22 protein-coding genes are annotated in these 25,346 nt (G+C 40.3%); 14 read left to right on the forward strand and 8 right to left on the reverse strand.

What is annotated here, in order from left to right:
- The first annotated feature begins 116 nt into the window (after positions 1-116).
- Positions 117-659, forward strand: a complete 543-nt coding sequence (locus UF05_RS16630; protein ID WP_231583779.1) for a hypothetical protein — start codon at positions 117-119, stop codon at positions 657-659.
- A gap of 90 nt (positions 660-749) precedes the next feature.
- Here the strand turns inward: UF05_RS16630 and UF05_RS16635 are convergent, their stop codons facing one another.
- On the reverse strand, positions 750-1,139 hold the full coding sequence (locus tag UF05_RS16635; protein ID WP_045544959.1) for a hypothetical protein: 390 nt from the start codon (positions 1,137-1,139) through the stop codon (positions 750-752).
- Between the two features lie 192 nt (positions 1,140-1,331).
- Here UF05_RS16635 and UF05_RS16640 point away from each other — a divergent pair, with 192 nt between their 5' ends.
- The 3 genes from UF05_RS16640 to UF05_RS16650 all read left to right on the forward strand — a co-directional run bounded on the left by UF05_RS16640 (position 1,332) and on the right by UF05_RS16650 (position 3,615).
- The gene (locus UF05_RS16640) at positions 1,332-2,180 is read left to right on the forward strand and encodes a phage protein (protein WP_045544960.1); all 849 of its coding nucleotides are present in this window, start codon (positions 1,332-1,334) and stop codon (positions 2,178-2,180) included.
- A gap of 499 nt (positions 2,181-2,679) precedes the next feature.
- The gene (zur, locus tag UF05_RS16645; RefSeq protein WP_005381268.1) at positions 2,680-3,144 is read left to right on the forward strand and encodes a zinc uptake transcriptional repressor Zur; all 465 of its coding nucleotides are present in this window, start codon (positions 2,680-2,682) and stop codon (positions 3,142-3,144) included.
- A 9-nt stretch (positions 3,145-3,153) separates the two neighbouring features.
- A complete protein-coding gene (locus UF05_RS16650) occupies positions 3,154-3,615 on the forward strand; it encodes a chemotaxis protein CheX (RefSeq protein ID WP_005381269.1) in 462 nt (153 codons plus the stop codon).
- 103 nt (positions 3,616-3,718) lie between these two features.
- Here the strand turns inward: UF05_RS16650 and pgi are convergent, their stop codons facing one another.
- Complete coding sequence (pgi, locus tag UF05_RS16655) at positions 3,719-5,371, reverse strand: glucose-6-phosphate isomerase (RefSeq protein WP_005455828.1); 1,653 nt, start codon at positions 5,369-5,371, stop codon at positions 3,719-3,721.
- Between the two features lie 306 nt (positions 5,372-5,677).
- On the opposite strand from pgi, the gene UF05_RS16660 reads away from it, so the two are divergent.
- The 5 genes from UF05_RS16660 to UF05_RS16680 all read left to right on the forward strand — a co-directional run bounded on the left by UF05_RS16660 (position 5,678) and on the right by UF05_RS16680 (position 11,530).
- Positions 5,678-6,058, forward strand: coding sequence for a secondary thiamine-phosphate synthase enzyme YjbQ (locus tag UF05_RS16660; RefSeq protein ID WP_045544961.1), 381 nt, complete (start codon positions 5,678-5,680; stop codon positions 6,056-6,058).
- 68 nt (positions 6,059-6,126) lie between these two features.
- Positions 6,127-7,407, forward strand: coding sequence for a site-specific integrase (locus tag UF05_RS16665; RefSeq protein ID WP_048852589.1), 1,281 nt, complete (start codon positions 6,127-6,129; stop codon positions 7,405-7,407).
- Positions 7,391-9,136: a site-specific integrase gene (locus tag UF05_RS16670; RefSeq protein WP_045544962.1), complete on the forward strand. Its 1,746-nt coding sequence runs from the start codon at positions 7,391-7,393 to the stop codon at positions 9,134-9,136. The genes UF05_RS16665 and UF05_RS16670 overlap by 17 nt, the downstream gene beginning before the upstream one ends.
- Positions 9,136-11,145, forward strand: coding sequence for a hypothetical protein (locus UF05_RS16675; RefSeq protein ID WP_045544963.1), 2,010 nt, complete (start codon positions 9,136-9,138; stop codon positions 11,143-11,145). Before UF05_RS16670 ends, UF05_RS16675 begins: the two co-directional genes overlap by 1 nt.
- Positions 11,129-11,530, forward strand: a complete 402-nt coding sequence (locus UF05_RS16680) for a hypothetical protein (protein ID WP_045544964.1) — start codon at positions 11,129-11,131, stop codon at positions 11,528-11,530. The genes UF05_RS16675 and UF05_RS16680 overlap by 17 nt, the downstream gene beginning before the upstream one ends.
- Positions 11,531-11,821: 291 nt before the next feature.
- Here UF05_RS16680 and UF05_RS16685 read toward each other — a convergent pair whose 3' ends face one another.
- Positions 11,822-12,133, reverse strand: a complete 312-nt coding sequence (locus UF05_RS16685) for a hypothetical protein (RefSeq protein ID WP_045544965.1) — start codon at positions 12,131-12,133, stop codon at positions 11,822-11,824.
- Positions 12,134-12,283: 150 nt separating this feature from the next.
- On the opposite strand from UF05_RS16685, the gene UF05_RS16690 reads away from it, so the two are divergent.
- The 3 genes from UF05_RS16690 to UF05_RS25945 all read left to right on the forward strand — a co-directional run bounded on the left by UF05_RS16690 (position 12,284) and on the right by UF05_RS25945 (position 14,146).
- The gene (locus tag UF05_RS16690; protein WP_045544966.1) at positions 12,284-13,396 is read left to right on the forward strand and encodes a hypothetical protein; all 1,113 of its coding nucleotides are present in this window, start codon (positions 12,284-12,286) and stop codon (positions 13,394-13,396) included.
- 232 nt (positions 13,397-13,628) lie between these two features.
- On the forward strand, positions 13,629-13,862 hold the full coding sequence (locus UF05_RS26585; protein WP_231583781.1) for a hypothetical protein: 234 nt from the start codon (positions 13,629-13,631) through the stop codon (positions 13,860-13,862).
- A gap of 77 nt (positions 13,863-13,939) precedes the next feature.
- Complete coding sequence (locus UF05_RS25945) at positions 13,940-14,146, forward strand: hypothetical protein (protein WP_139151471.1); 207 nt, start codon at positions 13,940-13,942, stop codon at positions 14,144-14,146.
- A 112-nt stretch (positions 14,147-14,258) separates the two neighbouring features.
- Here UF05_RS25945 and qatD read toward each other — a convergent pair whose 3' ends face one another.
- Genes qatD through qatA form a run of 4 tightly spaced genes read right to left on the reverse strand, consistent with a single transcriptional unit; the run spans position 14,259 to position 19,187 of the window.
- Entirely contained in the window at positions 14,259-15,020 is a 762-nt protein-coding gene (gene qatD / locus UF05_RS16700) for a Qat anti-phage system TatD family nuclease QatD (RefSeq protein ID WP_045544968.1), read from the reverse strand.
- On the reverse strand, positions 15,020-16,384 hold the full coding sequence (qatC, locus tag UF05_RS16705; protein WP_045544969.1) for a Qat anti-phage system QueC-like protein QatC: 1,365 nt from the start codon (positions 16,382-16,384) through the stop codon (positions 15,020-15,022). Before qatC ends, qatD begins: the two co-directional genes overlap by 1 nt.
- Entirely contained in the window at positions 16,381-17,241 is an 861-nt protein-coding gene (gene qatB / locus UF05_RS26755) for a Qat anti-phage system associated protein QatB (protein ID WP_045544970.1), read from the reverse strand. The genes qatC and qatB overlap by 4 nt, the downstream gene beginning before the upstream one ends.
- Positions 17,241-19,187, reverse strand: a complete 1,947-nt coding sequence (gene qatA / locus UF05_RS16715; RefSeq protein ID WP_045544971.1) for a Qat anti-phage system ATPase QatA — start codon at positions 19,185-19,187, stop codon at positions 17,241-17,243. Before qatA ends, qatB begins: the two co-directional genes overlap by 1 nt.
- Positions 19,188-20,545: 1,358 nt before the next feature.
- On the opposite strand from qatA, the gene UF05_RS16720 reads away from it, so the two are divergent.
- Together UF05_RS16720 and UF05_RS16725 are read left to right on the forward strand one after the other, a co-directional pair.
- Positions 20,546-22,249 carry an ATP-dependent nuclease gene (locus tag UF05_RS16720; RefSeq protein ID WP_045544972.1) on the forward strand — a complete coding sequence of 568 codons (1,704 nt, stop codon included), beginning with the start codon at positions 20,546-20,548 and terminating at the stop codon, positions 22,247-22,249.
- Positions 22,246-23,868, forward strand: coding sequence for a UvrD-helicase domain-containing protein (locus UF05_RS16725; RefSeq protein ID WP_045544973.1), 1,623 nt, complete (start codon positions 22,246-22,248; stop codon positions 23,866-23,868). Before UF05_RS16720 ends, UF05_RS16725 begins: the two co-directional genes overlap by 4 nt.
- Before the next feature lie 281 nt (positions 23,869-24,149).
- On the opposite strand, the gene UF05_RS16730 is transcribed toward UF05_RS16725, so the two are convergent.
- Entirely contained in the window at positions 24,150-25,346 is a 1,197-nt protein-coding gene (locus tag UF05_RS16730; RefSeq protein ID WP_045544974.1) for a BamA/TamA family outer membrane protein, read from the reverse strand.

Consider the following 25,346-nt stretch of genomic DNA (forward strand, 5'->3'; position numbering starts at 1 on the left):
GTTTGCGCATTTCTAATTGATCATACTCACCTTGTGGAATACTAGCATGCGTTATGTGTTATTTTATAGGCATTTATTGCAGCAGTATTCACACATTGACGATTTGGGAGAGTATCGTGTCCAATCAAAACACTGAGTCATTCAACGCTAGTGCGGGCGCAAACAACAGCAAATGGGCACTTTTAGTTCCCCCGTATATTTTTCTTTACACTCTGGCCGCCATTTGGCTAACGCTTGATGGTTGGCTGTCCGGTTTCTCTTCTATCCTGAACTTGTGGACGTTTGATATTGAACCACCTCGTTTAGTAATTTCAATTTTGTTCACCATGACAGGTGCTATGCTAGGTAGCTCACTACTGGGGATAATTTCATTTCACAGATACCATGCGATTGAAAAGTCGTTTGATACCGATCACCTTTGGGGATTTTTATTCTCACCGCTACTTGCGTTGATTGTAGGAGTTCTAATATTTGCGATTATTCAAAGTGGACTTATAGTCTTGTCTGGTGATATCTCCCATGCCACCAATCCCGAAAGCGCTACATTGGGTTATTTAGCAATCGGTGGGGTTTCAGGTTACAACTGGGATGTTTTCGTGAAGAAGTTAGAAGAGCTATCTAAGAATGTTATAAACACTAGCGAAAGCACCAACAATTAAAACAAAGCAAAAGTCCTTTTCGTAGCATTCCGGCAGATAACACAACCCTCCTGAAGTAGCATAATTCCGGAGGGTATATCAAGAAAATAGCTACTGTTTCATTTTATTTCTCTGCCCGACTTGACCTGCTACCTGCACATCTCCTTGCTCTCGATTGTATACAGGCGTCTCAATAAGCCTTCTTGCGATATCTTTTATAATAGACGCAGCTTTCGCATTAATTTCTATTTGTAGCTCGTTTAGGCCGGAACAACCGCTCTCACCTAAAGCTATTTGATCTAATAGATTCAGAGACAACAAATTTAGCGTAAGAACTTCCTGTAACCACTGATATCGCTGCGAGTTTTCTTCCTGATCTTTGCTGCTGATGAAGCCAGCATTCTCGCAGTGCTTCAGAACCGCCAAACGAATTTGTGATGACTTCATTTCTGGTGTTGTTAAACTTTTGGCTAGGTGCTGTTTGAAGAGATGTTTTTCCATTTTTATTAAAAAATAGAAATTTAGTATCTTTAGTTCAAGTCTTTAAGGGTGTTGAGAGGGAAACCCTCTCACCAGTGGCAAACAGCGAGCGTAGCAATGAGGTTTGCCTATCTGGAATACCCAAGCACGTAACATTCGCACATCAGGTTGTTTGCATAAATGAGCAATAATTTCTTAATCTTTTAATAAAACATGATTAAGAACTGGACGATAACAACTGAAGCAATCAAAAATGGGGCCGATGGAGTTATGGCAACAGAACGCTACTTACTCTCACAGAAGCACCGAAATCATAGAACAACAGAAAACATCATCTCTCTCATAGGAACGGCACATACATCGCAACGAATAGCGCTACTGGGTGAGCAATTTCGAACAAAGCAACATCTCAACCGTCAAGGAGGTCGCCCTTTATCCAGTTATGCGATGAGCTACTGCTTAACTCTCCCCAAGGGACACAGACCAACGCCAACACAATGGAAATCTATAATCAGTGATTGCTGTAAGGCAATTAGCGAACTGCTAGAACTGAAACCTGAAGAACTTAAGCCTTTTAAATCACAGATCCGCGCAGTGTTGCACCAACAGCAACAATCCGGAGTACGGGGGGCTGGTGATCATGTACATCTTCTAGTCGGAAAAGTGCTAAACGGAAGAGTTTTACGCGTTTTACAGCAAAAGAAGTGTACCGCTCTATTGAAGCAGGCCTTTAATACAGCTGTACTCAAGCACACAGGCCTAGATAACAAGGAATACCAACCGCATGAATTAAACAGAGGGAGGCGGTTGGAGACTTGGAAGTATCGAGAGCAAAAAGCTGCTGATGCAGTGCACACCCAAAAACTTATCATTAAACTGCAACATCAAGCTGACAAGTGGTTTACTGCAAAAGAAGAACAAGACTACAGGCAGCAGAACAGACAATTGAATCGACTACTGAAAACATTCGAGGAGCTGTCGACTTCTAATCTATCTACAACTCAGCAGCATCAAGTAGACAATCTAAAATCGAAAATAAGCCATGACAGATTAAAATGGTAAAAATGTCCCCTGAAATGGTGGAGAGGAGTAGAAGCAAACTCTATTAGGGGATAGTATTGATGTGAGGGTGTTGATGATGCCTGTGAATGTCCCCTCATGTCCCCCGCCTTACAACCACACGCTCAAGTCGTTGGTTTTATTGACGTTTATCGCTATAGAATCCAATCCAACATTGGTGCTACGGAGAGCCTGCAAGAATGAGTCATGATTTAAACACCCGTTTTTATGTTGCTAAGGTCGAGCGCAGCAGTACGCTCAAAAAATAAGTCGGGTATTGTATACCCAGTGTCCAGCGGATGCGAGCGTTGTCCATCAATCAAAGAAAAGTGAACAAGGGACGATTCCGGCACGGTTATCTCGTTCTGTGATGGCTATTCCGGCTTCAGACCCTGTGCGACTTGCTTTAATTCATGATTTTCGTTCTGATAGTGGGTAAAATGAAGCATTTCTAAACGAACTTCGTATAGAAATGATTTATCATAGAGCACGTCCGATAGTTATGGTGAAAGGTTTGAACCCAACAATCATTGAACAAATTGAAAGTATCTGCGCAGAGCGTGGAGTAAGATTGACTCCGCAACGCCGACGCGTGTTTGAACTCATTTGTTCTAATCGCCGCGCCTCAAGTGCGTATGAGCTATTGGAGCAACTAAAAGAGAGTGAGCCTCAGGCCAAGCCTCCAACTGTTTATCGAGCGTTAGATTTTCTCTTAGAGCAAGGTTTTATCCACCGAGTGGAATCGACAAATAGCTTTATTACTTGTTGTTCTTTCAATACTCAACAGCACTTTTTCCAATTACTAATTTGCGATAAATGTGGTGATGTCGTTGAACTCGAAGATGAGACACTGATATCCTTGTTAGCTGAAAACGCCGAGAAGCATGGATTCAAACTGACCAACCAAGTTATTGAAACTCATGGTGAATGCCAGGCCTGTTCCTCCGAGACGAAAGAAAAAGTATAGAAGAACGTTATGCGCGCTGAATTTGTAAACCCGTTTTTAGCTTCTTTAATGAACGTGCTAAAAACCATGGCTTCTCTTGAGCTGAAGCCACAAAAACCGCGAATCAAGAAGGATGAGATCGCACGAGGTGACGTTTCTGGTTTGATTGGCATGGTTGGCCCACAAACACGTGGTTCAATGTCAATTACCTTTGATGAAGCGTTAGCGCTAGAAATCATGCAGAACATGCTTGGTGAGCGTCCAAACGGACTCAACGAAGAAGTGACCGATATGGTGGGTGAGATCACCAACATGGTTACTGGTGGTGCGAAGCGCATTTTGGCTGAAAGCGGTTTTGATTTTGATATGGCGACACCCGTTGTGGTATCTGGCCGAGGCCATACGATTCGCCACAAGTGTGAAGGCTCAATCATCATCATGCCTTTCTCTTCCCAGTGGGGAAATGCCTTTATCGAAATCTGCTTCGAATAAAAGAGAAAAAATAGGTTGGCCAGTGCCAACCTATTTTGTTTCTGCCTCAGGCAATAAAAAGGTCAGCATTTGCTGACCTTTTCTTTTTCTATTCAAACATTCACTAAGCTTTGAACGCTTTAAATGCGTTGATTAGACCGTTTGTTGAGCTGTCGTGCGAGTTGATTTGAGACGCATCGGCAAGCTCAGGTAGGATTTGGTTAGCCAGTTGTTTACCTAGCTCTACGCCCCATTGGTCAAAGCTGAAGATATTCCAGATAACACCTTGTACGAAGATTTTGTGTTCGTACATCGCAATCAAGTTACCTAGCGTACGAGGCGTGATTTGCTTCACTAGGATAGAGTTTGTTGGACGGTTACCTTCAAACACTTTGAATGGTGCGATCGCTGCCACTTCTTCAGCGTTCTTACCTGCTTTCACCAACTCTTCTTTCACCGTTTCTTCACTCTTACCAAACGCTAGTGCTTCAGTTTGCGCAAAGAAATTCGACATCAGTTTTTGGTGGTGGTCACCCGCAGGGTTGTGGCTGATTGCAGGTGCAATGAAGTCACATGGGATCAGCTTAGTGCCTTGGTGAATTAGCTGATAGAAAGCGTGCTGACCGTTGGTACCTGGTTCACCCCAAATGATTGGGCCTGTTTGGTAAGTCACAGCATTGCCTTCACGGTCAACGTATTTACCGTTTGACTCCATGTTACCTTGCTGGAAATACGCCGCGAAACGGTGCATGTACTGATCGTAAGGCAGAATAGCTTCTGATTCCGCACCGTGGAAGTTGTTGTACCAAATACCGATAAGCGCAAGGATCACTGGGATGTTGCTTTCTAGATCTGTTGATACAAAGTGCTTGTCCATCTCGTGAGCGCCATCAAGCAGCTCAACGAAGTTGTCGTAGCCTACCGCCAATGCGATAGACAGACCGATCGCAGACCATAGTGAGTAACGACCACCAACCCAGTCCCAGAATTCGAACATGTTCGCTGTATCGATACCGAATTCAGACACGGCTGTCGCATTCGTTGAAAGCGCAGCAAAGTGCTTAGCCACGTGAGCTTGATCGCCTGCTGACTCTAAGAACCAATCACGTGCTGTGTGCGCGTTAGTCATGGTTTCTTGCGTTGTGAACGTCTTAGACGCGATCAAGAATAACGTCGTTTCTGGGTTAACTTTCTTCAACGTTTCAACGATGTGAGTACCATCAACGTTAGATACGAAGTGAAGATTTAGATGATTTTTGTACGGTGCTAGTGCTTCCGTCACCATGTAAGGGCCAAGGTCAGAACCACCGATACCGATGTTCACGATATCTGTAATTGCTTTACCAGTGTAACCTTTCCACTCACCGCCGATAACGCGGTCAGTGAATGATTTCATTTTTTCTAGAACCGCGTTCACTGCTGGCATTACGTCTTCGCCGTCTACCATTACTGGAGTGTTCGTGCGGTTACGTAGTGCAGTGTGAAGAACAGCGCGACCTTCTGTTTGGTTGATCGCTTCGCCACTGAACATCGCTTCAATTGCAGATTTCAGCTCAGTCTCGTTCGCAAGAGCGAACAGGTGCTTCAGAGTTTCCTCATTGATGAGGTTCTTTGAGTAATCGACTAGGATGTCTGAGCCGAAACGTGCAGAGTATTTGTCGAAACGCGCTGCGTCTTGAGCAAATAACTCTTTAAGATCCATATCTTGTGCAGATTCGAAATGCGCCGTTAGCGCTTTCCAAGCTTGTGTTTGCGTTGGATTGATATTTTTCAACATGGTCTTTATCCCGATGTTACAGTAGGTTCCATTCCTTACAGTCTAGCGAAAACTGTGGAATCCCCGATTTAGCAAATAGAATATTAATTAGATGTTTGGGCGAATTGCCACAAAACAAGTCTTTGTAATTTTTTTTCAGGCGCCAATTATGACCGAGTGCTTTTACACTCACATTGAGTTAGGTCACGTTCCCTGCCCTGAATTTGAACAATTCATTTATGGTGGCAAGAATCATATCATTTACTTATGACAGGCTCTAATTGGAATAGGATAGACGCCAATTTATAAATTTCCAAAGGAACACGTATGTGGGCACAAAAAACACTGCAATTAAAAGCGAGAAGTCGCGGTTTTCATCTAATTACTGATGAAATTGAACAACAATTACCGCAAATACACGAGCTTTCAGTAGGTTTGTTACATCTATTTATTCAGCATACCTCCGCCAGTCTGACCTTAAATGAGAATGCAGACCCAACTGTGCGCATGGACATGGAAGCGCATTTCAACAAGTTCGTGCCGGAGAGAGCTCCTTATTATCAGCACACCTATGAAGGTGATGACGACATGCCAGCACACATTAAAGCATCGCTGCTTGGCAGTAGTGTGACGATACCAATCAAAAATGGTCGATTAGCATTAGGAACATGGCAAGGTATTTACTTTAAACACGTCCTCACTCATTGACATATTACATACGCACTACTATACCGTTGACATAAACTTCACTGCTTCTCAGTATTAAAGTTGATGGTATGGCTAATTTAGAACGAACCCACTACCAACCGATGAAATTCCTGGAGGGACATTCCGATGACCTGCCATGGATAGTTGATGCTCATCAGCTTACAATTCCAAAATGTCCTCAGATATTTTTTGACAGCGGCGAGCCTTGGCTGGCAGCGAATTTATATGCAGTAGCCCGTCTTGAGAGACAGACGAATATCAAGACAGTCCTATCAGACATGAACCACTTACGTGACTACGCTGAGTGGTTAGAATCTGAAGGACTAGATTGGACATATTTTCCTATCAAGAAAAAGGAACGGTGTCTTTTTAAATATCGTGGATATCTAATTTGTCAAAGAGATACAGGAGAGTTATCACCTAGTACTACTTCATCTAGAATGAGTTCCGTAGTTAAGTTCTATCGGTGGGCACAAGCTGAAGGACTAATCAAGAGCGATGAGCTCTGGCAAGATCGCGAAAAAACGGTTCATACCTACAATACGGTTGGTCTAAAAAGATCGATCCTAGTCAATTCTAGCGAACTTGCGATCCCAAACAGAAAAAGGCCAGGTGCAACACTAGAAGATGGTCTTCTACCTATTAGCGATTCATCTCGAAAAAGGTTACTTAACTTTCTCCTAAAACACGAAATGACCGAGTTGTACTATATGTTTATGGTTGGTTTTTTTACTGGTGCCAGAATTGAAACCATTCGTACATTGCGCGTTAGTAGTCTTGACAATGTATTTGAAGATCCTTCAGCAATCAACCTAAAAAGAATTCCTGTTGGTCCACCCACACAAGTGAAAACAAAATATGGGGTTAGTGGCGATTTACTTTTTCCTGCCCTACTAATAGAACAACTAAAAAAATACGCAGTAAGTCCAAGGAGGTTGGTACGTCAGGCACGAGCCTCCAATGACAACCAATCTTTGCTATTTCTAACTTCAAATGGGAAGAAATATGAAGACAATTCATTTACCAGCGTAATGTCAAAATTGAGGAAGAAATTAGTTAGTAATGGGTTAGGTGAGTTCCGTCAGCTTAAATTTCATCAAAGCAGGGCAACATATGGGAGCCAGCTAATGTTATATGCTTTGAAAACGCTTAAAGATCCACAAAGAGCAATTGCTTTCGTTAGAGATGCCATGTTTCACAAAGATGAATCTACAACATGGAAATACATAACCTTTGTTCAAAATGAGCCCATCAAAGAGATGCTGTCAGACGAATTCTTTCACTTCTTTGGTGGCAATGATGGCTCTGAGCTTTTAATTGAAGAAGTAACATATGGCTCTAATTCCTAATCTCATGATTCAAAGTCAACGCCTGGAAACGAGAGCAAGGTACGATCTGCGAAGATTTTTGTACCAAAGACCGTATACTAAAAGTGGAAAGGCGCTGGATTCACGGTGGTTCTTTCGAAAAATAGATACAGGAGAAATTGGCCCACCTCAAATGGAACGGCTAGAATTAATCCTAGCGATCAAGGAACTTCTTGAAACTAAATTAGAAACCGGAAGTTCAATATCGACAATTGAAAGTAGTCTTTCAACGTTACAGTTATTTTTTGATTTTTTTAAAGACAAAGAATACATCACCTTAAAAAATCTAGAAAGCGCTTATCTTGAATATTGTGAAGGCTTATTTATCAGATCCAACAAGATAAATTCAACACTAAAAAAAAGCACAGCCTACGGTTACGCAACTAAGTTATCATCAATATTTGGAGAGCTACTTGAAATACCAGTTAGCATTGAACTAATCAATAGGACCAGGCTCCCCTATACTAAAAAATCAAAGAAGGCTGTTAGTAGGAAATCGGACAAACAAAACTTAGAAGACATATCTAGAATGGGATGCTTCTTAGTTGATATTGCATCAGGTATAACTATTGAAAAAATATATGGAAAGTTACCTTTCACTATTCATGCAAGAAATATTAAAGATGAAAATGAAGAAATAACTCTAACACTAAATTCTCTTTGCTCAAAAAAAACCAATCTACTGAACATGCCTTTTGAATCACTTACTCCGAGGGAAAGAGATACGGTAAAAACAATAATGAAAACTCGGAGTGAAGTAAGAAGTATCGAAGGAACCAAGCGACATTACTTTGTTTCATTGAGAGTACAAGCTGAATTTTTAATCTTCATAGCTCAAACAGGCATGAATGTCTCTCAGGCTAAAGCTTTAAAGAGAAATCAATTTAAATATAGGCCATTAGGTGAAAGTTGGGAGGTAAAAACATTTAAGAACCGGAGAGCAGGTGAAGTATCTTTTAAAATATATAAATCTTATAAGCCATTCATAAAAAAATATTTAAAATTCATAGACCACTTCTTCCCTGAGTCTGATCTATTATTCCCTTGGCATGACACAGGAGGCCAACTATCAAAGGGAAGAGCATTTTCCTATCTGTCTCTCAGAAAATTGTTAAATAAATACAACATACCTTGGATATCACCTCAATGCCTCAGAGAAACACGAGTAAACTGGTGCTTAAGACGTTCTAGCAGTGACGTTAAATTGACTTCAGAAATGCATCAACACTTCATGGAAACTCTCAGAAACAATTATGAGCGTCCAAGCCAGCATCGCTCTATGGTCGAGTTGACCAAGTTTTGGAATAAGAATGATCCCATAAAAAAAGGAGAAATTAAAGCATCCTTAATAACTAGTCAGTGCAATGGTGTTCCAATTTCGACACATGATAAACCTGCCTCTATTGTTACTCCTAATTGTATAAATCAGTCAGGTTGCCTTTGGTGTGAGAATTTCAGAGACATAGACTCATTTGACTACATCTGGTCTCTTTTTTCATTCCGATACCTAAAAACTATTGAAGCATCTGGAGTGAACATAAAAGAAACAATACCTTCAGATTTAGTTATTGCAAAATTGACTGAAAAAATCGATTGGTTCAAAAAGTCCAATGATGAACGGAATAAATGGGTAGAAGAAGCTGAGATTAGGATTGAAGAAGGCGACTTTCATCCACACTGGTTAGGCTTGATTGAGTTTTTGGAGGGGTAATGGAACAAATACTTCGATTCATGCACCCATCAACTTTAGTGACGAGTCGATCTTCCACTTATCGCCCTACATCATTTCCTCCCAAACAAGATTGGCCAGTAACGGTTGATACTCAGGGAATCGCATTATCACTTTATGGAGATGACTATTGGGACTTTAATGCATTTGGTTTTCACGGTTTTGAGTTCGGTAAGCATGGCCTTTCACCTGAAAACTGTGAGCTTTTCAAGCAAACAATGTTATTTATTATGTACCATCCAAAAATATTTCCAGGAACAATAAAAAGCTGCAACGGATATTTTCAGAACTTAAAGAAAATTGCCATATTTTGTGAGAAAAATGGAATCTTAATTAAAGATTTACATAAATATCCTAATTTATATCCTATGATTACCAAAGAAATTCAGTGCGCTAGAATTAACGATCGAATTTCTCAATTGCATAAATTAAATTTATATAGTGACGAGCTTGGATTTGTAATTGCTGACAATAGACTTCTACAGCAACTAACACGAGAATCAAAGAAATATGAAAGCACTCAACATCCTTATATTCCTCCTCGAATTTGGAATTATCAAGTTCAACGTCTCAATGATGCCATAGATGATTTTATAAAGCACAAGCATGATATTGAGAAAGCTTTCTTATGGTTACATAAAGCTTATAGTTACAATCGTAAAATTTGTCCTCAAGATTATCAATCGCCATTCACCGAAAGATCTGTTTATAAAAATCGTATAATCTACGATGGTAATTTCAATGATTTTTTGACTGAATTTGGCCTAATCGAGTTGCTTAAGCGATGGATTGATCCTTCTGAAAAGATGCATGGTGCTTTTAACACACAATGTTTTTCAAAGTACTTATCCTTGGTTCGAGACATCTCCATTATTTTCATTCTAAACTTTAGTATGCAACGAAAGTCCGAAGCAACGTCTTTAAGAAGTGACTGTTTCTATATAGAAAAGGATAAGCATTTAGGGGATATTTGCATTTTAACGGGCGAAACAACTAAAACAGATCCGGACTCAGATGCTAGGTGGGTAGTTCCTAAAACTGTGAAAAAGGCAGTGGATTTGGCTACATGGATAGCAAGGCTAAGGCTGAAGTCATTGCCAGATAATTACCACGTGCCTCAAGATATCAAAAATAATCCTTACCTACTTACCGCAGCGTGTGAACTTTGGAGTAGTAGCGGTGGTGCAACAAAAGATCTTTCCGGGTATAACAAATTGTTGAACAACAGAAGAACTTTAGACTATTTCAACATCTTACGCCGTGGTTCTAAACTATTTGATGAACAAAAATTAATAATAACTAAAGAAGACTATAATATTGCGCTTGCACTCACTCCAAATCTACACAATAGAGAATGGTTTGATGAAGGAAAGAAATGGAATTTCACAACACATCAAGCAAGAAGGACTCTAGCAATAAATATGTTCACATCAGATGACGTTTCTGTCAGTTCTATTCAACACCAAATGAAACACCTATCGAGACAAATGACTCTTTATTATGGCCGAAACTATACAAGTTTAAGGCTGGACTCTAAAGTAGAGAAAACACTCATACTCGAGTCTTACCGGAGCATTTACAGAAAACTGGTCGAAGTAGTTGAGGATGAGATAGAAAATGTAAGGCCACATAAGACTAACTTATGTGTGATACCTATTATCGAACTGATTGATAAACATGAAGAGAAAAAACTACTAGAACTAATAAAAACTGAGAAAGTTGGATGTCGCCGCACTCTTCTAGGGTTCTGTATGAAGCCAGGCTCATGCGAATATGGCGGCATTGAGTCAGTATCAAAATGTGCTGGTGGCGATGGAAAAGGAGTCTGTGCCGACGCTATTTTCGTTCGAAAGAACAGAGAAAAACTTATCAAACTGAAGGGCAATCACGAAAATCAGCTTAATGCTCTTACACAGGAAAATATGCGATATTGGTCTTTGAAACAAGAAATCTATGCTATTGAGGTATACTTAAATGTCGTCGACACATAGAAAGCCTGCGGTGGAATCGTTCACTGAAGCATTTGAGCGTCTTAAAAACAATACACCTATCAACTTACCTGAAGGTACTCCAGTTACTCAAAACAACGTTGCTAGAGAAGCAGGTCGCGATCCATCAGCTCTTAGAGCAGAGCGTTATCCTGATCTTCTGTTAAAGATACAACTGTACATATCGAATAAAAAAGAGCAGGGGAAAAAATCTTCTCAAAATCGCGCTAGAAAAATAGAGAAAAGACTGTCGGATTGTAAGAGGCAAAGGGATAAACTATTATCGATATACCATTCTCAACAAACACTGATCGAAGAGCTTTATGATAAAATCCAAATACTTGAAGAAGGTAAAGTTCTAGATATTAGTAGAAAAAAACAGAAATAGGCGCTTTTTATTAAACCTGACAACGAATAAAAGTATATCTAAGGATATAAACAGTCGAAAGACAGGGCAATATAGCTTTTTTTTGAGCGATTTTTATTGAGCAATTAGATAGTAGCCATCGACCTCCTTCCTGCCTTTAAATCGCTTTACTGGAGTGCACAGTTAAATAGAAATGCAGGACAAGTACTCTCAACATTAACTTCGGCCTGAATATGAACCATTGTCGCTAAGTCAAGCATGGACCAAAGAGCCACGTCTGACATGTGACCCTTTGGCATATTCCATAATTAATTAGTAACTAGGAGTACCTCCAAACTCTTCTGCAACTGCTTTTTTTACTTCCTCTTCAAGACTTTGCTCGGCACGATAGATACTTATTTCATCGTTTTGCACTTTTCGTTTCACTCGACGATAAGTAGTGAAGGATTCAACAGTTTCACCCGCTTCTTCGAGAACTGGTCCTAGAAATTTGTAGGTAGCTTCTTCTCCATATTTCTTAACCATGTTTTCGAATGTTGAATTTTCAAACGCTTCTCCTGCCGTACCGTTAACCGCCTTGATACCTTTCTTGATGGTGCCCTTTAGGCTGTTTTCAACTTTCATTTTACTCTCCTAGAGTCAATTAGATTTTTTAATCGGAATGCAAGCTCCTGCTTACAAACTAAATCTACAAAATTTAAATCCGCATCGCTAGGTACACCAGGTTTATCCCTAGTGATACAATTTAATTTTATTTAACAAGGAAAGAGCGTTATGCCCCGTATTCCACAGCATGAGAGAAATATGCTTAACTACATTGATCAGCAACTGACTGCTGAGTTAGCTGTTTGGCGCATAGTGAAGAGCGGTCTGTTTGATAAGGTTAAGACCTTAAAAAAATCCTTTGATTCTGCGTTTGATACGTTGAGAGACAGCAGTGAATTACCAATTAAAGACAAGAATGAGTTCCAATTAAGAACCGACCTATTTGATCTACTAAACCAACATGAGAGTGGAAATAAGTACGAATATGAGGGTTATCGCCGAAGTTTTTTTCAGAACTACCCAAAAGAACATGAAATAACCTTTGCCTATATTTTGAAGATGACTAGTGATGAGGTGCGTGCCTTGCCCCAGTTAGATCAGCCTTGGAGTACGATATTGAATAAGGGTGAGAGTTACCCGTTTGAGAATCTTAAAACATACATAGATTGGCTTTGGTATCGTGTTATTTCTGATGCTAACTTTACTCCAAATTTGTCAAAAACAATGAATGACGAACAGAGGAAATATTGGAAAAGTTCAGAATCGATACTCAGTGATAAAGTCGAACCAGAGGTCGCTCGAAAAGTGATTAAAGATTGGAATGACATTACCGATGGTAACTTAGCCATTGGATCTTGTATCGAAGGTTTTTATTTTGATGGCGACCAAATGACGACCATAATTGAAGGTAAAACAATGCAGGATTTCCACATCATCGCTTTGCCAAAACAAATGGACGAAGCAATGTTCGACTCAACTATGGAGTACATAAAGTCATATCTTTTCAAGAAACAAATTCCGATAGAAACCATTAGAGATATATACACACATTACCTCCCGATTAACATACGTACAAAAACCTACAAAAGGCAGATAATTAAAAATAAGAGTATGGTATCAATGTTGTTCGTAGGTTTATTTTGCGACAGACTATATGAAACCAAACAAGTACAATGGAAACGTCCTCAATCGAATAACAGAAGGATTGAAACTCTGTATGATGCAGCAGAATGTGTGGCAGATCTCTTTTCAAATTTAGGCTTTCAATACGAAATGGCATCAGTAGTTAACGCGAGGAAGAAATTCCTTAAAATACTGAATGAATTAAATGTAACACATTGACATGTTGGGGTGTTTTTTGAAGTGTAATTTTAACAAATGGCCTGTCGGCTCTCCTGAACGCTTCATACATGGGTGTTGGCAGCTGCGCATGATGAGATTCCATACATTTTTTCACCAGTGCGAGAAGGCTATTCAGGATAGGTACAATCGCATAAATCATAGTATAGGTGCTAAAGCCGTTTACATTGATCTTCTTAGTTTAGGTGCGGATTACCGAAATCAATCGCAAATCTTGAATATCATCCAAAACGAAGAGCAGCTAACTTGGGTTTGGTTTATCAACTGCCAGGCTCTACTAAATACTTCGTTAGCAGGTTGGCTACGAAGTATTCTTACAACCAACAACATAGACCACATTAGAGTCGTTTTTATCCTAGATGACCAAGAGCAGTACAAGAGTATTTTCCAACGTTATTCAGCACCACTTTACAAAGCAACCACAGAACTCGATACCTCAACCAACTGAATTAAAAGCAAAAATAAATTATAAAATAAAAATTTGCATTCTCTGGATTTAATTCTTACGTTTATAAAAAAACAAACATGAGAAATCCAAAGCCGCTGCTTGCAGCACTACTGACGATAGCCTTGAATGGCTGTGTTAACGTTGTTTACATACCAAACAATAAAGGCTACATCCAGATAAAACCTAATACAAATCCAAATATTCTTAATGGAAATGATCTGGATACGAACCTTTCTCTGCGAGAGCTAAAACCACCGATAAGCTCAGGTATCGGCAGCCATTAAAAACAAAACGCCTTCATACGAAGGCGTTTCATATTATAACTTATATGGTTCATAGAATAGATTTTTAGCCTAGTAAACTCACTTACAATTTTTATATTTGAGCAAATCAGCTTTAGGTAAGTAGCTTTCTAAGATTAGCTCTAACAATCGCGGAAAATTCACACGACGACTTATTATGAAAACGAGCAAGGATCTCGATTGCCTTAGCCACATCTGACGGTACTGATGGTCGACCCGAAGATACTGTAAAAGGGCCATCAGTTTCCGTTAGTATCCTGTCTATGGGTATTTCCATGATCATGGGAAGGTGCCTTTCGTTAGCTAACATCGTTGAATTGATTGAGAAATAGCAGCCCAGATTAACAGCTCGTTGAATCTCTTTTTTTGAGCCAGTAAACCAGTGTAAAACAACCTTTCCTTTTCCTGATGGCAGCAGCTCCTCAATATAATCCAATACCAATTTCGAAGTTCTTACACTATGAATGGATAGAATTTTATCTCCGGCTTCTGCGCATCTCATTAATATATGTCGAAATACTCTTTTTTGAGCGTCAATCGATTTATAAAAACGCGGTCCAGCATCAAGACCTACTTCTCCAATGTATCTAGTTTCAGACAGATAGTCATCCCAAATTGTGATTTCGGATTCGAGTTCAGCTACCAATTGCGGATGTAATCCTAAAGCCGCACGAACGTATTTTGTATTTTGCGTTAGCTCATTATTACGAGGCCAAGCTCGTGGCGTTGTCGTAACTGCGAGCGTAAATACGCCAGCTGATTCCGCATCTTTTACAGCTTTTTCATGATCCGGATAAAGATCGAGGTGGCAGTGAAAATCCACTAATCCTGATTTAACTTGGTTACTCTCTACCATTATTTTGGCCTAGTTCGTACTCCTGATATTAGCCTGCTGACTTCCATAAGCCCACGATGATAAACAGCAGCAAGTTGATCTAGATTTGCTATTTCATCGGCAAGAGAACCAGGTTTATGGATTAATAAATTTGCAAGCTTCGGTTGTTTCTTTATTCTTTCAATTGCATATTGAAATGACCTGATTTGAACCCCCTCTGCTTTAAGGGTATTCAGCTCTTTCGAACATAAGTCAGAAACAGTATAACGCGTTGTATCATTGTTAGCTCCAAACGCAGCTTCTAATGAAGCCCGTCTAATTATACAAGGAAGGCAATATCCACAATGCTCAATTCCTAACCCATTCCAACGCCCTTTCGTCGGTGAAGAGCACGATAAGGAATCGGTGGCTAATTTCTTTAGTAAAGTTCCATTCGAACAGTTTGAAGCCATCTCACCTTTAGTTTTATCCCAATATGGATTTTGTACTTCTCCATCTATATCCAGGACTCGTAACAGATCATTCCAACGTGCCATGTAATAGGGGTGAGTCGTTCGAGTACTATTAGAGCCTAGTCTTAAAGGGTCTAAGGGAACATTCAACGCTATCAGTCCATTCTCCGGTACTCGAAGAGTAAAGTGCTGCCCAAAACCTGTACCAGCAAACACTCCTAATGTGAAGAAAAGAAAAGACCTTCCTCGTGTATTTTTATCTGAACCAACTCCCTCTACTAACCCTTTTTTAAAAGTCATATTTACGCGTAAACGCTCAAAAGAGTTTTCCTTATAGTGATCTTTCAAACCCAAAAGCAACTTATTCTGAGCATCACTTGCTGCTCCATCACCTGAATGGCTGATCAGTAGAGGTGTTTTACCGTTCTCTAATAAGTCAATGGTACCAATCAGACTATCAAGTCCTCCAGAGAATAGACTCAGAGTATCATAAGGAGGGGGAATATCTCCCTCAGCTTGTTTAACGATAGACTGGAACTTCAATGGGCGCTTTCTAAATCCAAACTCCCAAAGATCTCCCGTCAAAAAGTTCAACATATTCTTTAATACTGGTCTTGCAGAATTCCATTTATCCGGGTTGCTCACTGGTACTACTAGGTGAATTTCTCTAGTCCATGAGTCTTGGGATTGCTGTACTCTGGAAATTCGAGTATCCGCGGCATGAACCATCGCAGCCAAAACTAGTAAATCCAAGCCCATTTCAGAAGGATAAACTCCTAGTTTATTTAAGCTGGATAGGGCATACCCAATACCGTGATCTAACTTATTGTTTCCAGAGACAAGTTGCAAAACAGTTCTCTGCTCATCACTCCCCACCGGAACATCAGATTGCTCATCTGTTCCAAAACACCCTACCAACAGTTGTCGCTTCATTGATCAGCCTCCGCATCACCTAAAGACTTCAAAATAGAAAAAGCCGATTCATATACCGAGTCTACAAAAGAGAGAACTTGGTCATTAGTTATGCTCGGCCTACTCTCGCGAGCCCTAGTAAGAGCGTCACTTACAGCTCCGCGAATGAAGTCTTGTAATTGTTTTTCAACCTGACGTGCAACTTGGGCATTGGCGGGCATAGTCACGACTTTAGTGCCTATGTCATTGCAAATTCTTGCTTCAATCGCATGTGTGGCATACAGCTCAAACACGGTATCCATTTGATCGAGAGTAAAAGAATCTAGGTTCGCGAGCCCTTCACCAGCAAGATCAATAATTGTCTCTATATAAGCCTCTCTTGCTATTCCTTCATCAACAGTACCAGCTCCAGGACAAATATGATCCGCTAAAGCAACAAATACTTCTGATATTGGACGCCCAGCCATAGCGTCCAGATTGAACTCTCGTAAAGCTGCCTGCATTCCTCTCGCATTGGCATCAGAAAGAAATCCTAGTAGCCGCGCTCCAGCCCCTCGTGACGCCCCCATACGCTGGGCTGCTTGACGCGCCCCTCCTGTGGAGGTTGAAACATAGCTCGAAATTGCTCGACCTAGACTCGCTCTATCACTCCCCCCAGATCTAGCAAACCGAGTAAAGTTACCACGAGCTCCGGTAAATCTACTGGAATCCGCAGGCATTGGTATTGGAGGCTTGCCTAGAGGTGGGACAGAACCGTCTTGAGAAGAAGGGGCTCCGTTTTGCTCAGAATCAGGTCCAGTTTCGGGGCGATCACCAAGCCAAGACGGAATTAGCGGAGTATCACCTCCTGGGCCACCATATGCTGTTGAAGTTCCCATCAACGTCCTCCTTTAGATTGATCGCGTACTTGTTTTGCCGCAGCTTTCAAAAATGGATTATTTGTCACTTTGCTCCATGTTTCCAACAAAGCTGTAAAACGTGTTTTTGGCTCTTGGTCTTTAATTGCACTTTGCCATCCACCCACAACCCAAGGTCCGCATTTATCCTTAGGTAAGGATGTCAAGAAATCTAACAGCGCGCCTTGCAAGCTAGGCTGCGCTTTTACTAAAACAACAAGACCATCTATGCCCTCTGGCTTTGTACTGAAATCTCCAGCGCTAACTATTTTGCTACGCACAGCTTCAAATACTTTATCTGCTTCTGGTTGAGCAAGTTGCTTTAACTCGGCTTCAAGGCCCTGTACAACCATTTTTCCACCAAACAGCTTATCTACTACAGCAGATAAATGACCTAAAACTGATACCGGCCCAAAAAAGTCCTTCTTATCTTTGGTTACGAAAAGGTACGGTCGTAAGTCAATACCCGTGAGGTATGGTGTTAAAAGAGCCCAATCGCGCACCACTTCAGTCGCTTTCCATTCTGCTAGTACAGGAGTTTCTATGCGGGGAGATATTTCTAAATGTTCTATCTTAGCGTTATCATCAATGCAGTGATCCTCACTTGGAACCACGGTTTTTAAATCTTCTTCAAGTCTCTCTAGATCTGCACATTGGCCTTTGGGGTGAGTCGCAGCGACATAAGCAATTTGCTCAAAAAGCTTTGGAATAAATCGTTCAGCAAGCATTAATTTTGCAAGAATGGGAAGTTTAATGTCTTCACCAAAACCTCGAGCAATTGCTGTACGCTCACGTAATAACAACGTATTGAGAAAACGTTTTATTTGTCGTGGATTCCCTTTCGTTCCACTGGCTAGGATAGGGCCAATTTGATCACTTAATACAAGAGCATTGTTTGCTTTCTCCGCGCTGCTGCCTAATGCTTTTCGGAATATCGCCGCATCCAGCCCTCCACTCATCCATGGTCGCTTTAGTTGTTCTCTAGCGGCATCTATAAGTTTTGAATAATCGGGATTATTTTCTCCGAGGTCTATTCCTGCCAACAGTAATGTTACATAGATACGCGTTTCTGTTTCTCCAAGCGCTGGGATACGGAACGGCACTTGTATGAGTTTCTCCAAGTAATTACGTGCGTAATCTCTAGGACCTGTACTATCTGGTAACTCGGGAAAGTGTTTTCGTACTGAGTATTCGATCATCGCTTCATCTGCTGCGACAACAAACGCAGTCCGAGCTGTGAAAACAAATAATCGAATAGCTTCAAGGGTCTCAATCGCTGTATCGGGTAAACAGCGGTCAAGATCATCAACAAGAACGATAAGCTGCTTAACACCAGCTTCCTTAAGTAAGTCATCAAAAGCTTTTCGGAACGCTTCTACTTCTTCAGGAACGTTCTTTGCTTCACCTGGCTTCAAGATGCCTTTCGCGTCTTCAATGGCAGCTAAAAGGTTTTCATTTGTAGCAAGCTCGCTAGGGTTGTTGACTATTGACTGAAGCGAACCAACCAAAGTCTGGACTTGATCAATCGTCGGAATTCCGGTGGATGCAGTGACTACCAGCCCTCCAGCACGTTTTGCCAGTTTTAACCAATCAATACGATGGAATACATCTTTAACAGTGGTAGCGGCTTTCGTTAATGCAGGGCGTTTCTCTATTAACCCCGACACAATGCCTTCAATTAATGCGATCTTGGCATCTTCAAAACCCTGGAATCTCCAACCATTGAATTTGAGACATAACACTTCATTCTCACTATCCAACCCTGACTCAATCATCTCTAACACACTAGATTTACCAGCCCCCCAGTCTCCATGTACACCAATTGTGATAGGATGGTTAGGGCGAGAACGCAGTAATTCTATAATCGTACTAGCAATAGCTTCATTGTTAAGAAGGTCAATCTTTGTTTCGTTGTCGGTTAGGATCATTTCAGTCCCTCAAAATACCCATAGCTGACTTTTTATTATCGAATCCGCTATGGGGGTAATTCATACTATTAACTAAATCTGACACTCTTACTCTGTTTACCCCCGCTCAAACAAATCAGGCGTCAACTTCATTCCAAAATGAAAGAGGTGGGATATAGGCCTTTGATGCTACATGATTTATTCGTCAAATAGTGCAATGATGCTCATAAAAATCATTTAAAGATTAAGCTATTGCATATGATGTTCATGTTCTTTTTAAATCTCAAATTGCTCTTACTGTTACTTTAGGTCAAGGTCAGTCTCACTCCTGTGACCTAGCTGTTTCACCACGATCAAATTAGCATTTTTCTGCACATGATAGCGAAGCTCCTCCCTACACCTTCCTTTGTCAGAAAACTAGAGACAGAAGCGTTCACAACGTGAAAGGTAATGGCAGCTTTAAGAGTGATTTAATCGTAAAAGCTGTACATACTACTGAGACTTTAGAAATACTGTGAAATGAACATACCAGAAATAGTACACACGCACTTTAAAAATCAACCATAAGCGATTGATTAATAACAAATAATCTAATATTGAGATATGTCAAAAATATACTCCCTGAGCTTGTTATGAGAAACGTGGTTGCGACTCCACTCGTAGATGTATGAACGAAAGTTGAACTATTATTTTTAACTCATCGAGCATTGAAGGTTGATCTTTATAGAGCAACTTCTAGTGGCTCTTATCGTATTTGAGTGCTTTGACACTTAATGTACTTCTCATTTCATTCTCTTATTTCACAATTAGTTGTCCAAACTTTTGGCCAGAAAATTAACAGTTCCATATACATAGAAAGGTTATTTTTGTTTGAAAAACGATCTGATTTGTCGTCCTCTGATATGAGAACCAACCTGACTTTCACATGTGAAAGTCAATCGACGAGATACCATCACTATCATGCTTACAAACCAGTTGCTCACATTTTAAGGCTTAAATTAAGCAAATTTATTGGGCCTTATCTGACTTTATCGCCATTAGGTATGAGCCACCTCCGACTTTCACATGTGAAAGTCGCTCAATAACATGATCATCCAGCTCCTAGTCTCAAAAAGGAGGGAAAGCGACTAAGCATCTACCAAACGGATCCACCACTAGAGATGAATCAAGCTTGCAACAACAATCCATCGAGTTCATCCTACGTAAATATGTTAAATGCAGCGTGACTGATTTGGCTTTTGATAATATGCATAACCTCATTGAACGAGTTACAGTACCATTGGCCACCTTCTCAGACATCTCTACTCTACCTACTTCCTAAATTTGAGCTGGGTTTTATAAAAGTTGTATAGACAATAATTAAAATATAGGAATTGAAATTGGAAATAACGTCTCTTTATTTAAAAGGCTTTAGAAACTTTAGTAACGCACTGATTAATTTCAACAAGAGCACACTAGTTCTTGGCTCTAATGATGTAGGCAAGAGCAACATGCTTCATGCTCTGCGGGTTATGCTTGACAAGAGCTTATCAGAAGTAGATATCGAACCATCCGAGCTAGACTTTCATATAGGAAATGAAGGTATTGCTGAACAGGCAGAGATAATGATTACATTAAGTCAGATAACTGAAGATGCTGTCTTATCTATATTAAAGGGAAATGTTAGTGATGAAGGTACAACAATCCTAAAGTATGTAGCTCAAAGAGCCGACTTAAGTTATAAGATTTTCGTCGGGCATTCTCTAGAAGAACTACAAGAGGTATCAAGCAGGTTCTACCTCAAGTATGTAAATCTCAAGTATATTCAGTCACAACGAGATCTAGAACGCTTTATCAGTAAGGAAAAAAAGCAACTGCTTCGAATTGCCCAGCAATTATTAAATGAAAATGATGCAAAAAATGATGAAGCATTACTTGCCAATATCAGTAATGACCTATCTGCACTGAATACTAAAATTTCACAATTAAAATACGTTAAATCAGCAACTAATGATGTAAACAAAGAGCTGAAAAAACTAGCTCACCACCATTCAAACTATGAAGTTCAACTCGATACTGGTGCAATTGAAGTCAATGACTTCATCGACAAACTTCAACTTGGCGCAATAACTAATGGTTCAAGTGTGATGCTTGGTGGAGATGGTAGGAACAACCAAATTCTTCTGGCTCTTTGGAAAGCGAAAAGTATTATCGAGCACGACACGGATCATGAGGTCGTGTTTTACGTCATTGAAGAGCCAGAGGCCCATTTGCACCCACACCAACAAAGAAAGCTTGCTAGCTATCTGATGGATGAATTACCTGGTCAAACTATTATTTCATCTCACTCTCCTCAAATAGCGGTTAACTTCAAGCCTGACTCAATCATTAGACTATTCAGTAAAAATGGAGCAACCGTTGCTGCCAGCAATGGTTGCTCTAATTGTATTGCTGAAGGCTGGGAAGATATGAGCTACCGCATGAGCATCTTGCCTGCTGAAGCCTTTTTCTCTAACGGTGTATTCCTAGTTGAAGGTCCATCAGAGATCCTTTTCTACAATGAACTAGCAGAACAGTTAAATATTGAACTTGATTATGAAAATCTCTCAATTCTCTCCGTTGATGGTATTTCTTTTAAAGTATACGTTAGCATTTTGAATGCTTTAGAAATCCCTTGGGTAATGCGTACTGACAATGATATCTCCAAGGTCCCTCGTAAAAATGAGTGGCAGTATGCAGGCATCAATAGATGTTTAGAATTAGCTGGCTCTTTAAAATATGCTAACAGTTATATCTCTCTATCACCTCAAGATTCCGTAGATTACGGATATTGGCATTTGGTTTCATCACATACAGCTGACCAAGGAATATTTTTATCCAAAGTAGATTTAGAAACAGATTTAATAAATGAACTATCTCAGAAAGTGCTCGCTGCTTTAGAACTGACTGAGAACTCAAAAGCTATTGAGTACCTTCAAAAGAAAAAAGCACTTCGTATGCGAGAACTCTTAAGAAATCTTAAGACAAGCTTAAGCCTATTGAATTCAGGGGACTTAGCAAAGCCATTACATAAACTGTTAGCGATAAGTAAGGCAGTATCATGAGCGGCTTTCAACCTACACCACAACAGCAAGTTGCTATCGATTTTGATGGTAGCATGGTCATTACTGCATGTCCTGGTAGTGGCAAAACTACTGTTATGACGGAAAAAATTCGGAAGGTTACTCCTTGCTTACCAGACCACAAAGGCGTAATTGCGATTACATTTACCAAGAAGGCAAGCCAAGAATTAAAGCAACGGTGCAAACATAATGCATATGACATGAAACAAAGCTTTTTTGGAACTATTGATAGTTTCTGCTTAAAGGAACTAATCCTACCTTTTGTTTCTAGACTATGGGGAGGACAACCTCTGGAATGTAAAGTCATTAAGCGCCTTCAAGAGCCTTACTCGCTATTTCTGAATAAACAATATCGGTCCCCAACGGCAGATAACATATTAAATGATGATGGTTTCAAACGCCTTTATGAATCTGGTTTTCTTTGGATGAACTCATTTTCAGCTCTTGCACTACACGTTTTAAATCAATCAATAGCAGCGCAACGCTACATAAAAGCTAAGTACTCTCATGTTTTTATCGATGAGTATCAAGACTCCTCAGAAGCACAACATCAGCTATTCATGAAGTTATTTGAACTTGGACTCACGGCTACTGCTGTTGGCGATACATCACAGTCAGTATATGAATTTCGAGGCGGTAACCCTGACCTGTTAAATAGCCTAGTATATGATAAAAACAATTTTGAACATTATGAAATTAACATTAATCATAGATGTCACCCTTCTATTGTTAACTACGCATCTAGACTACTCAACCCTAATTTTCAGTTAGTCCAATGCGAGCAAATGTACATATTCAGAAGAACCATTACTGGAAATCTTACAAATGCAGCTCAAGAAATAACCGGTTGGATATCAGATTGGATTTCTAAAAATGAGTGGGGAATAACTAAGCCATCTGATATTGCAATTCTTGCAAAACAGGAAAGATCTCTCCGCTTATTAACACATGGTTTAAATATCGATTACAGAATCTATTCAGATAACCCTCTTGATGAAATAGGCTCTGATTGCTCAGATTTTTACTCGCACCTATTAGCATTTAAATATGGCGCAATACCTAACATTCAAGAGCTCATTGATAATCAATTTGATCTATTTATCACAGAAGATAAAAACTTATATTCGATTAGGAGAGCGGTCAAAGCGATTCGTGAAATAGACCAGGTTGAGAAACTTGTTATAAAATTTCATGAGCTAGCTTCTCTAGTAGGAATTGATGATACTGAGACGTCAGATAATGCTGTACGAGAAATTCTTCAGAAACAAGAACTCATAAAGCAGTTTACCCCATTGAATGACAGTGAAATTCAAGTTATGACTTTACATAAGTCTAAAGGGCTGGAATTCAAAGTTGTATTTCATTTTGATCTAGAAGAATGGTCACTTCCATTCCAACAGGTTGAAAATAATGATTGGGATAATCCAATTTATCCTAGCTTAAGGCAAGATATAAACTTACATTATGTAGGCATTACACGTGCAGAGAACTGCTGCATTCTGATCAATGTGACACAAAGACAAAATAGAAACGGGGGGTTTAGTCAGTCGAATCCATCCTATTTTCTTAGGCTACCTCAACTCGAAGGGCTATATGCTTAGAGTCAGTTTCCAATTTATCTGTGGTTAAAAATTTAAAGCATTGACATAACATGTCAATAGTTGTAACAAAATCCGGTGCTTTCTATTGACATAGATGAATAGTTATATCCTCAAATTTTAAAAGGGTTACAATATGTCAATAAAAGAGTCACACGTATTTAGTGCGCGGGAGAGCACCGAGACTTTGGCGGCAGCCGACGCATCATTGCAACCATCAATGGCGAGTAAGAGAGGTAAAAAAAGGCTAACCGTAAGATTAGCCTTTGTTTTTGTCATCTTGCTTAGAAGGGTTGATTAATCATCACTCGGAACGTCCCTTCGTCTGCGCCCTTGGCAACTTCAGCGCGAACCACAACACCTTCAACTTGGAAACGAACCGCGCCACCGACGCTCCATTTCATGTCTTCATGGAGTGTTTTTAAATCGTATTCGTCGGCAACTCGCCCCACCTCAACAAACGCTACCCATTGCCACCAAGGCATATCGTAGTAATTGATAATGGGAATATCGTCCAGAGGCTGCCAGTCTGGTAATACTCGATATTCGGCAGAATAGTGAATTGCAGAGCGTCCATGGTAACGACCTGCGGTATAGCCTCTCAAACGGTACAACCCACCCAAACGAACTTGTTCTTGTTCTGTCGGACGACTACAAACAACACCATCACATTGATTCCAAGTTGGTGTGTCGGCTGTATAAAAATCCAAGGCCAGCACTTGTTGATCAAACCAATCACCAAGAGGCCCCAGCGAGTAATATTGGCTATTTTGGAATTCCCACTTGAGCCACAGATCCTCTGATTGCCAACTTTCTGCGCCCGTCGTCAAATTCAAAGAGGTATGCGAGCCTCGGGTCGTGTTACGTGCGCTATCGCGGTTGTCCCAATCAAAACCCAATGTAAAACCGTAAGCTTGCTCTTTCTTATCATTGTATACATCCAACGCTCGTGATGAATAAAAAGGCGTCAGCAGGATAGAGCTAACGCCCGACGCCAAAGGCGATGCATAGCGAACGTCACGGCTGGGTAGAAACGCGCCTTTCAAACCATGATCTTTCACCGCGCCCCACGGCAACAGGTATTTGAATTCGAACTTATACTTTTGCTCATCACTGTTTGTGATCGTCTGAGATTCAAACGACGAGTTGTTATCGCCTTGATCACCTAAGTAATAGGGACTGTCATTAAAATGAGCTTGGTACATCTGAGTACTGAACAGCACATTGGGGGAGAGCGCATAATTAAATGCAGAGAGAAAACCAATATAGCTGTCTTTCTCCGAATACAGCCCCATACCAAATAGTGCAGCTTGAGGCTGACCAACCCCTTTAGCAACCCCCGCAACTCCAACGGTACTGCCCAACGTATCGGTACTGAAATAGAACGGGACAAAGGCTGAGTCTTTCTCTGAACTTAGCGCCGGAGAAGACAAAAAAATGCTGGCAGAAAGTGCCAGCATTGAGGTGATTCGTTTATTCAT

Source organism: Vibrio sp. S457-15, assembly GCF_000960545.1.
Lineage (GTDB): Bacteria > Pseudomonadota > Gammaproteobacteria > Enterobacterales > Vibrionaceae > Vibrio > Vibrio parahaemolyticus.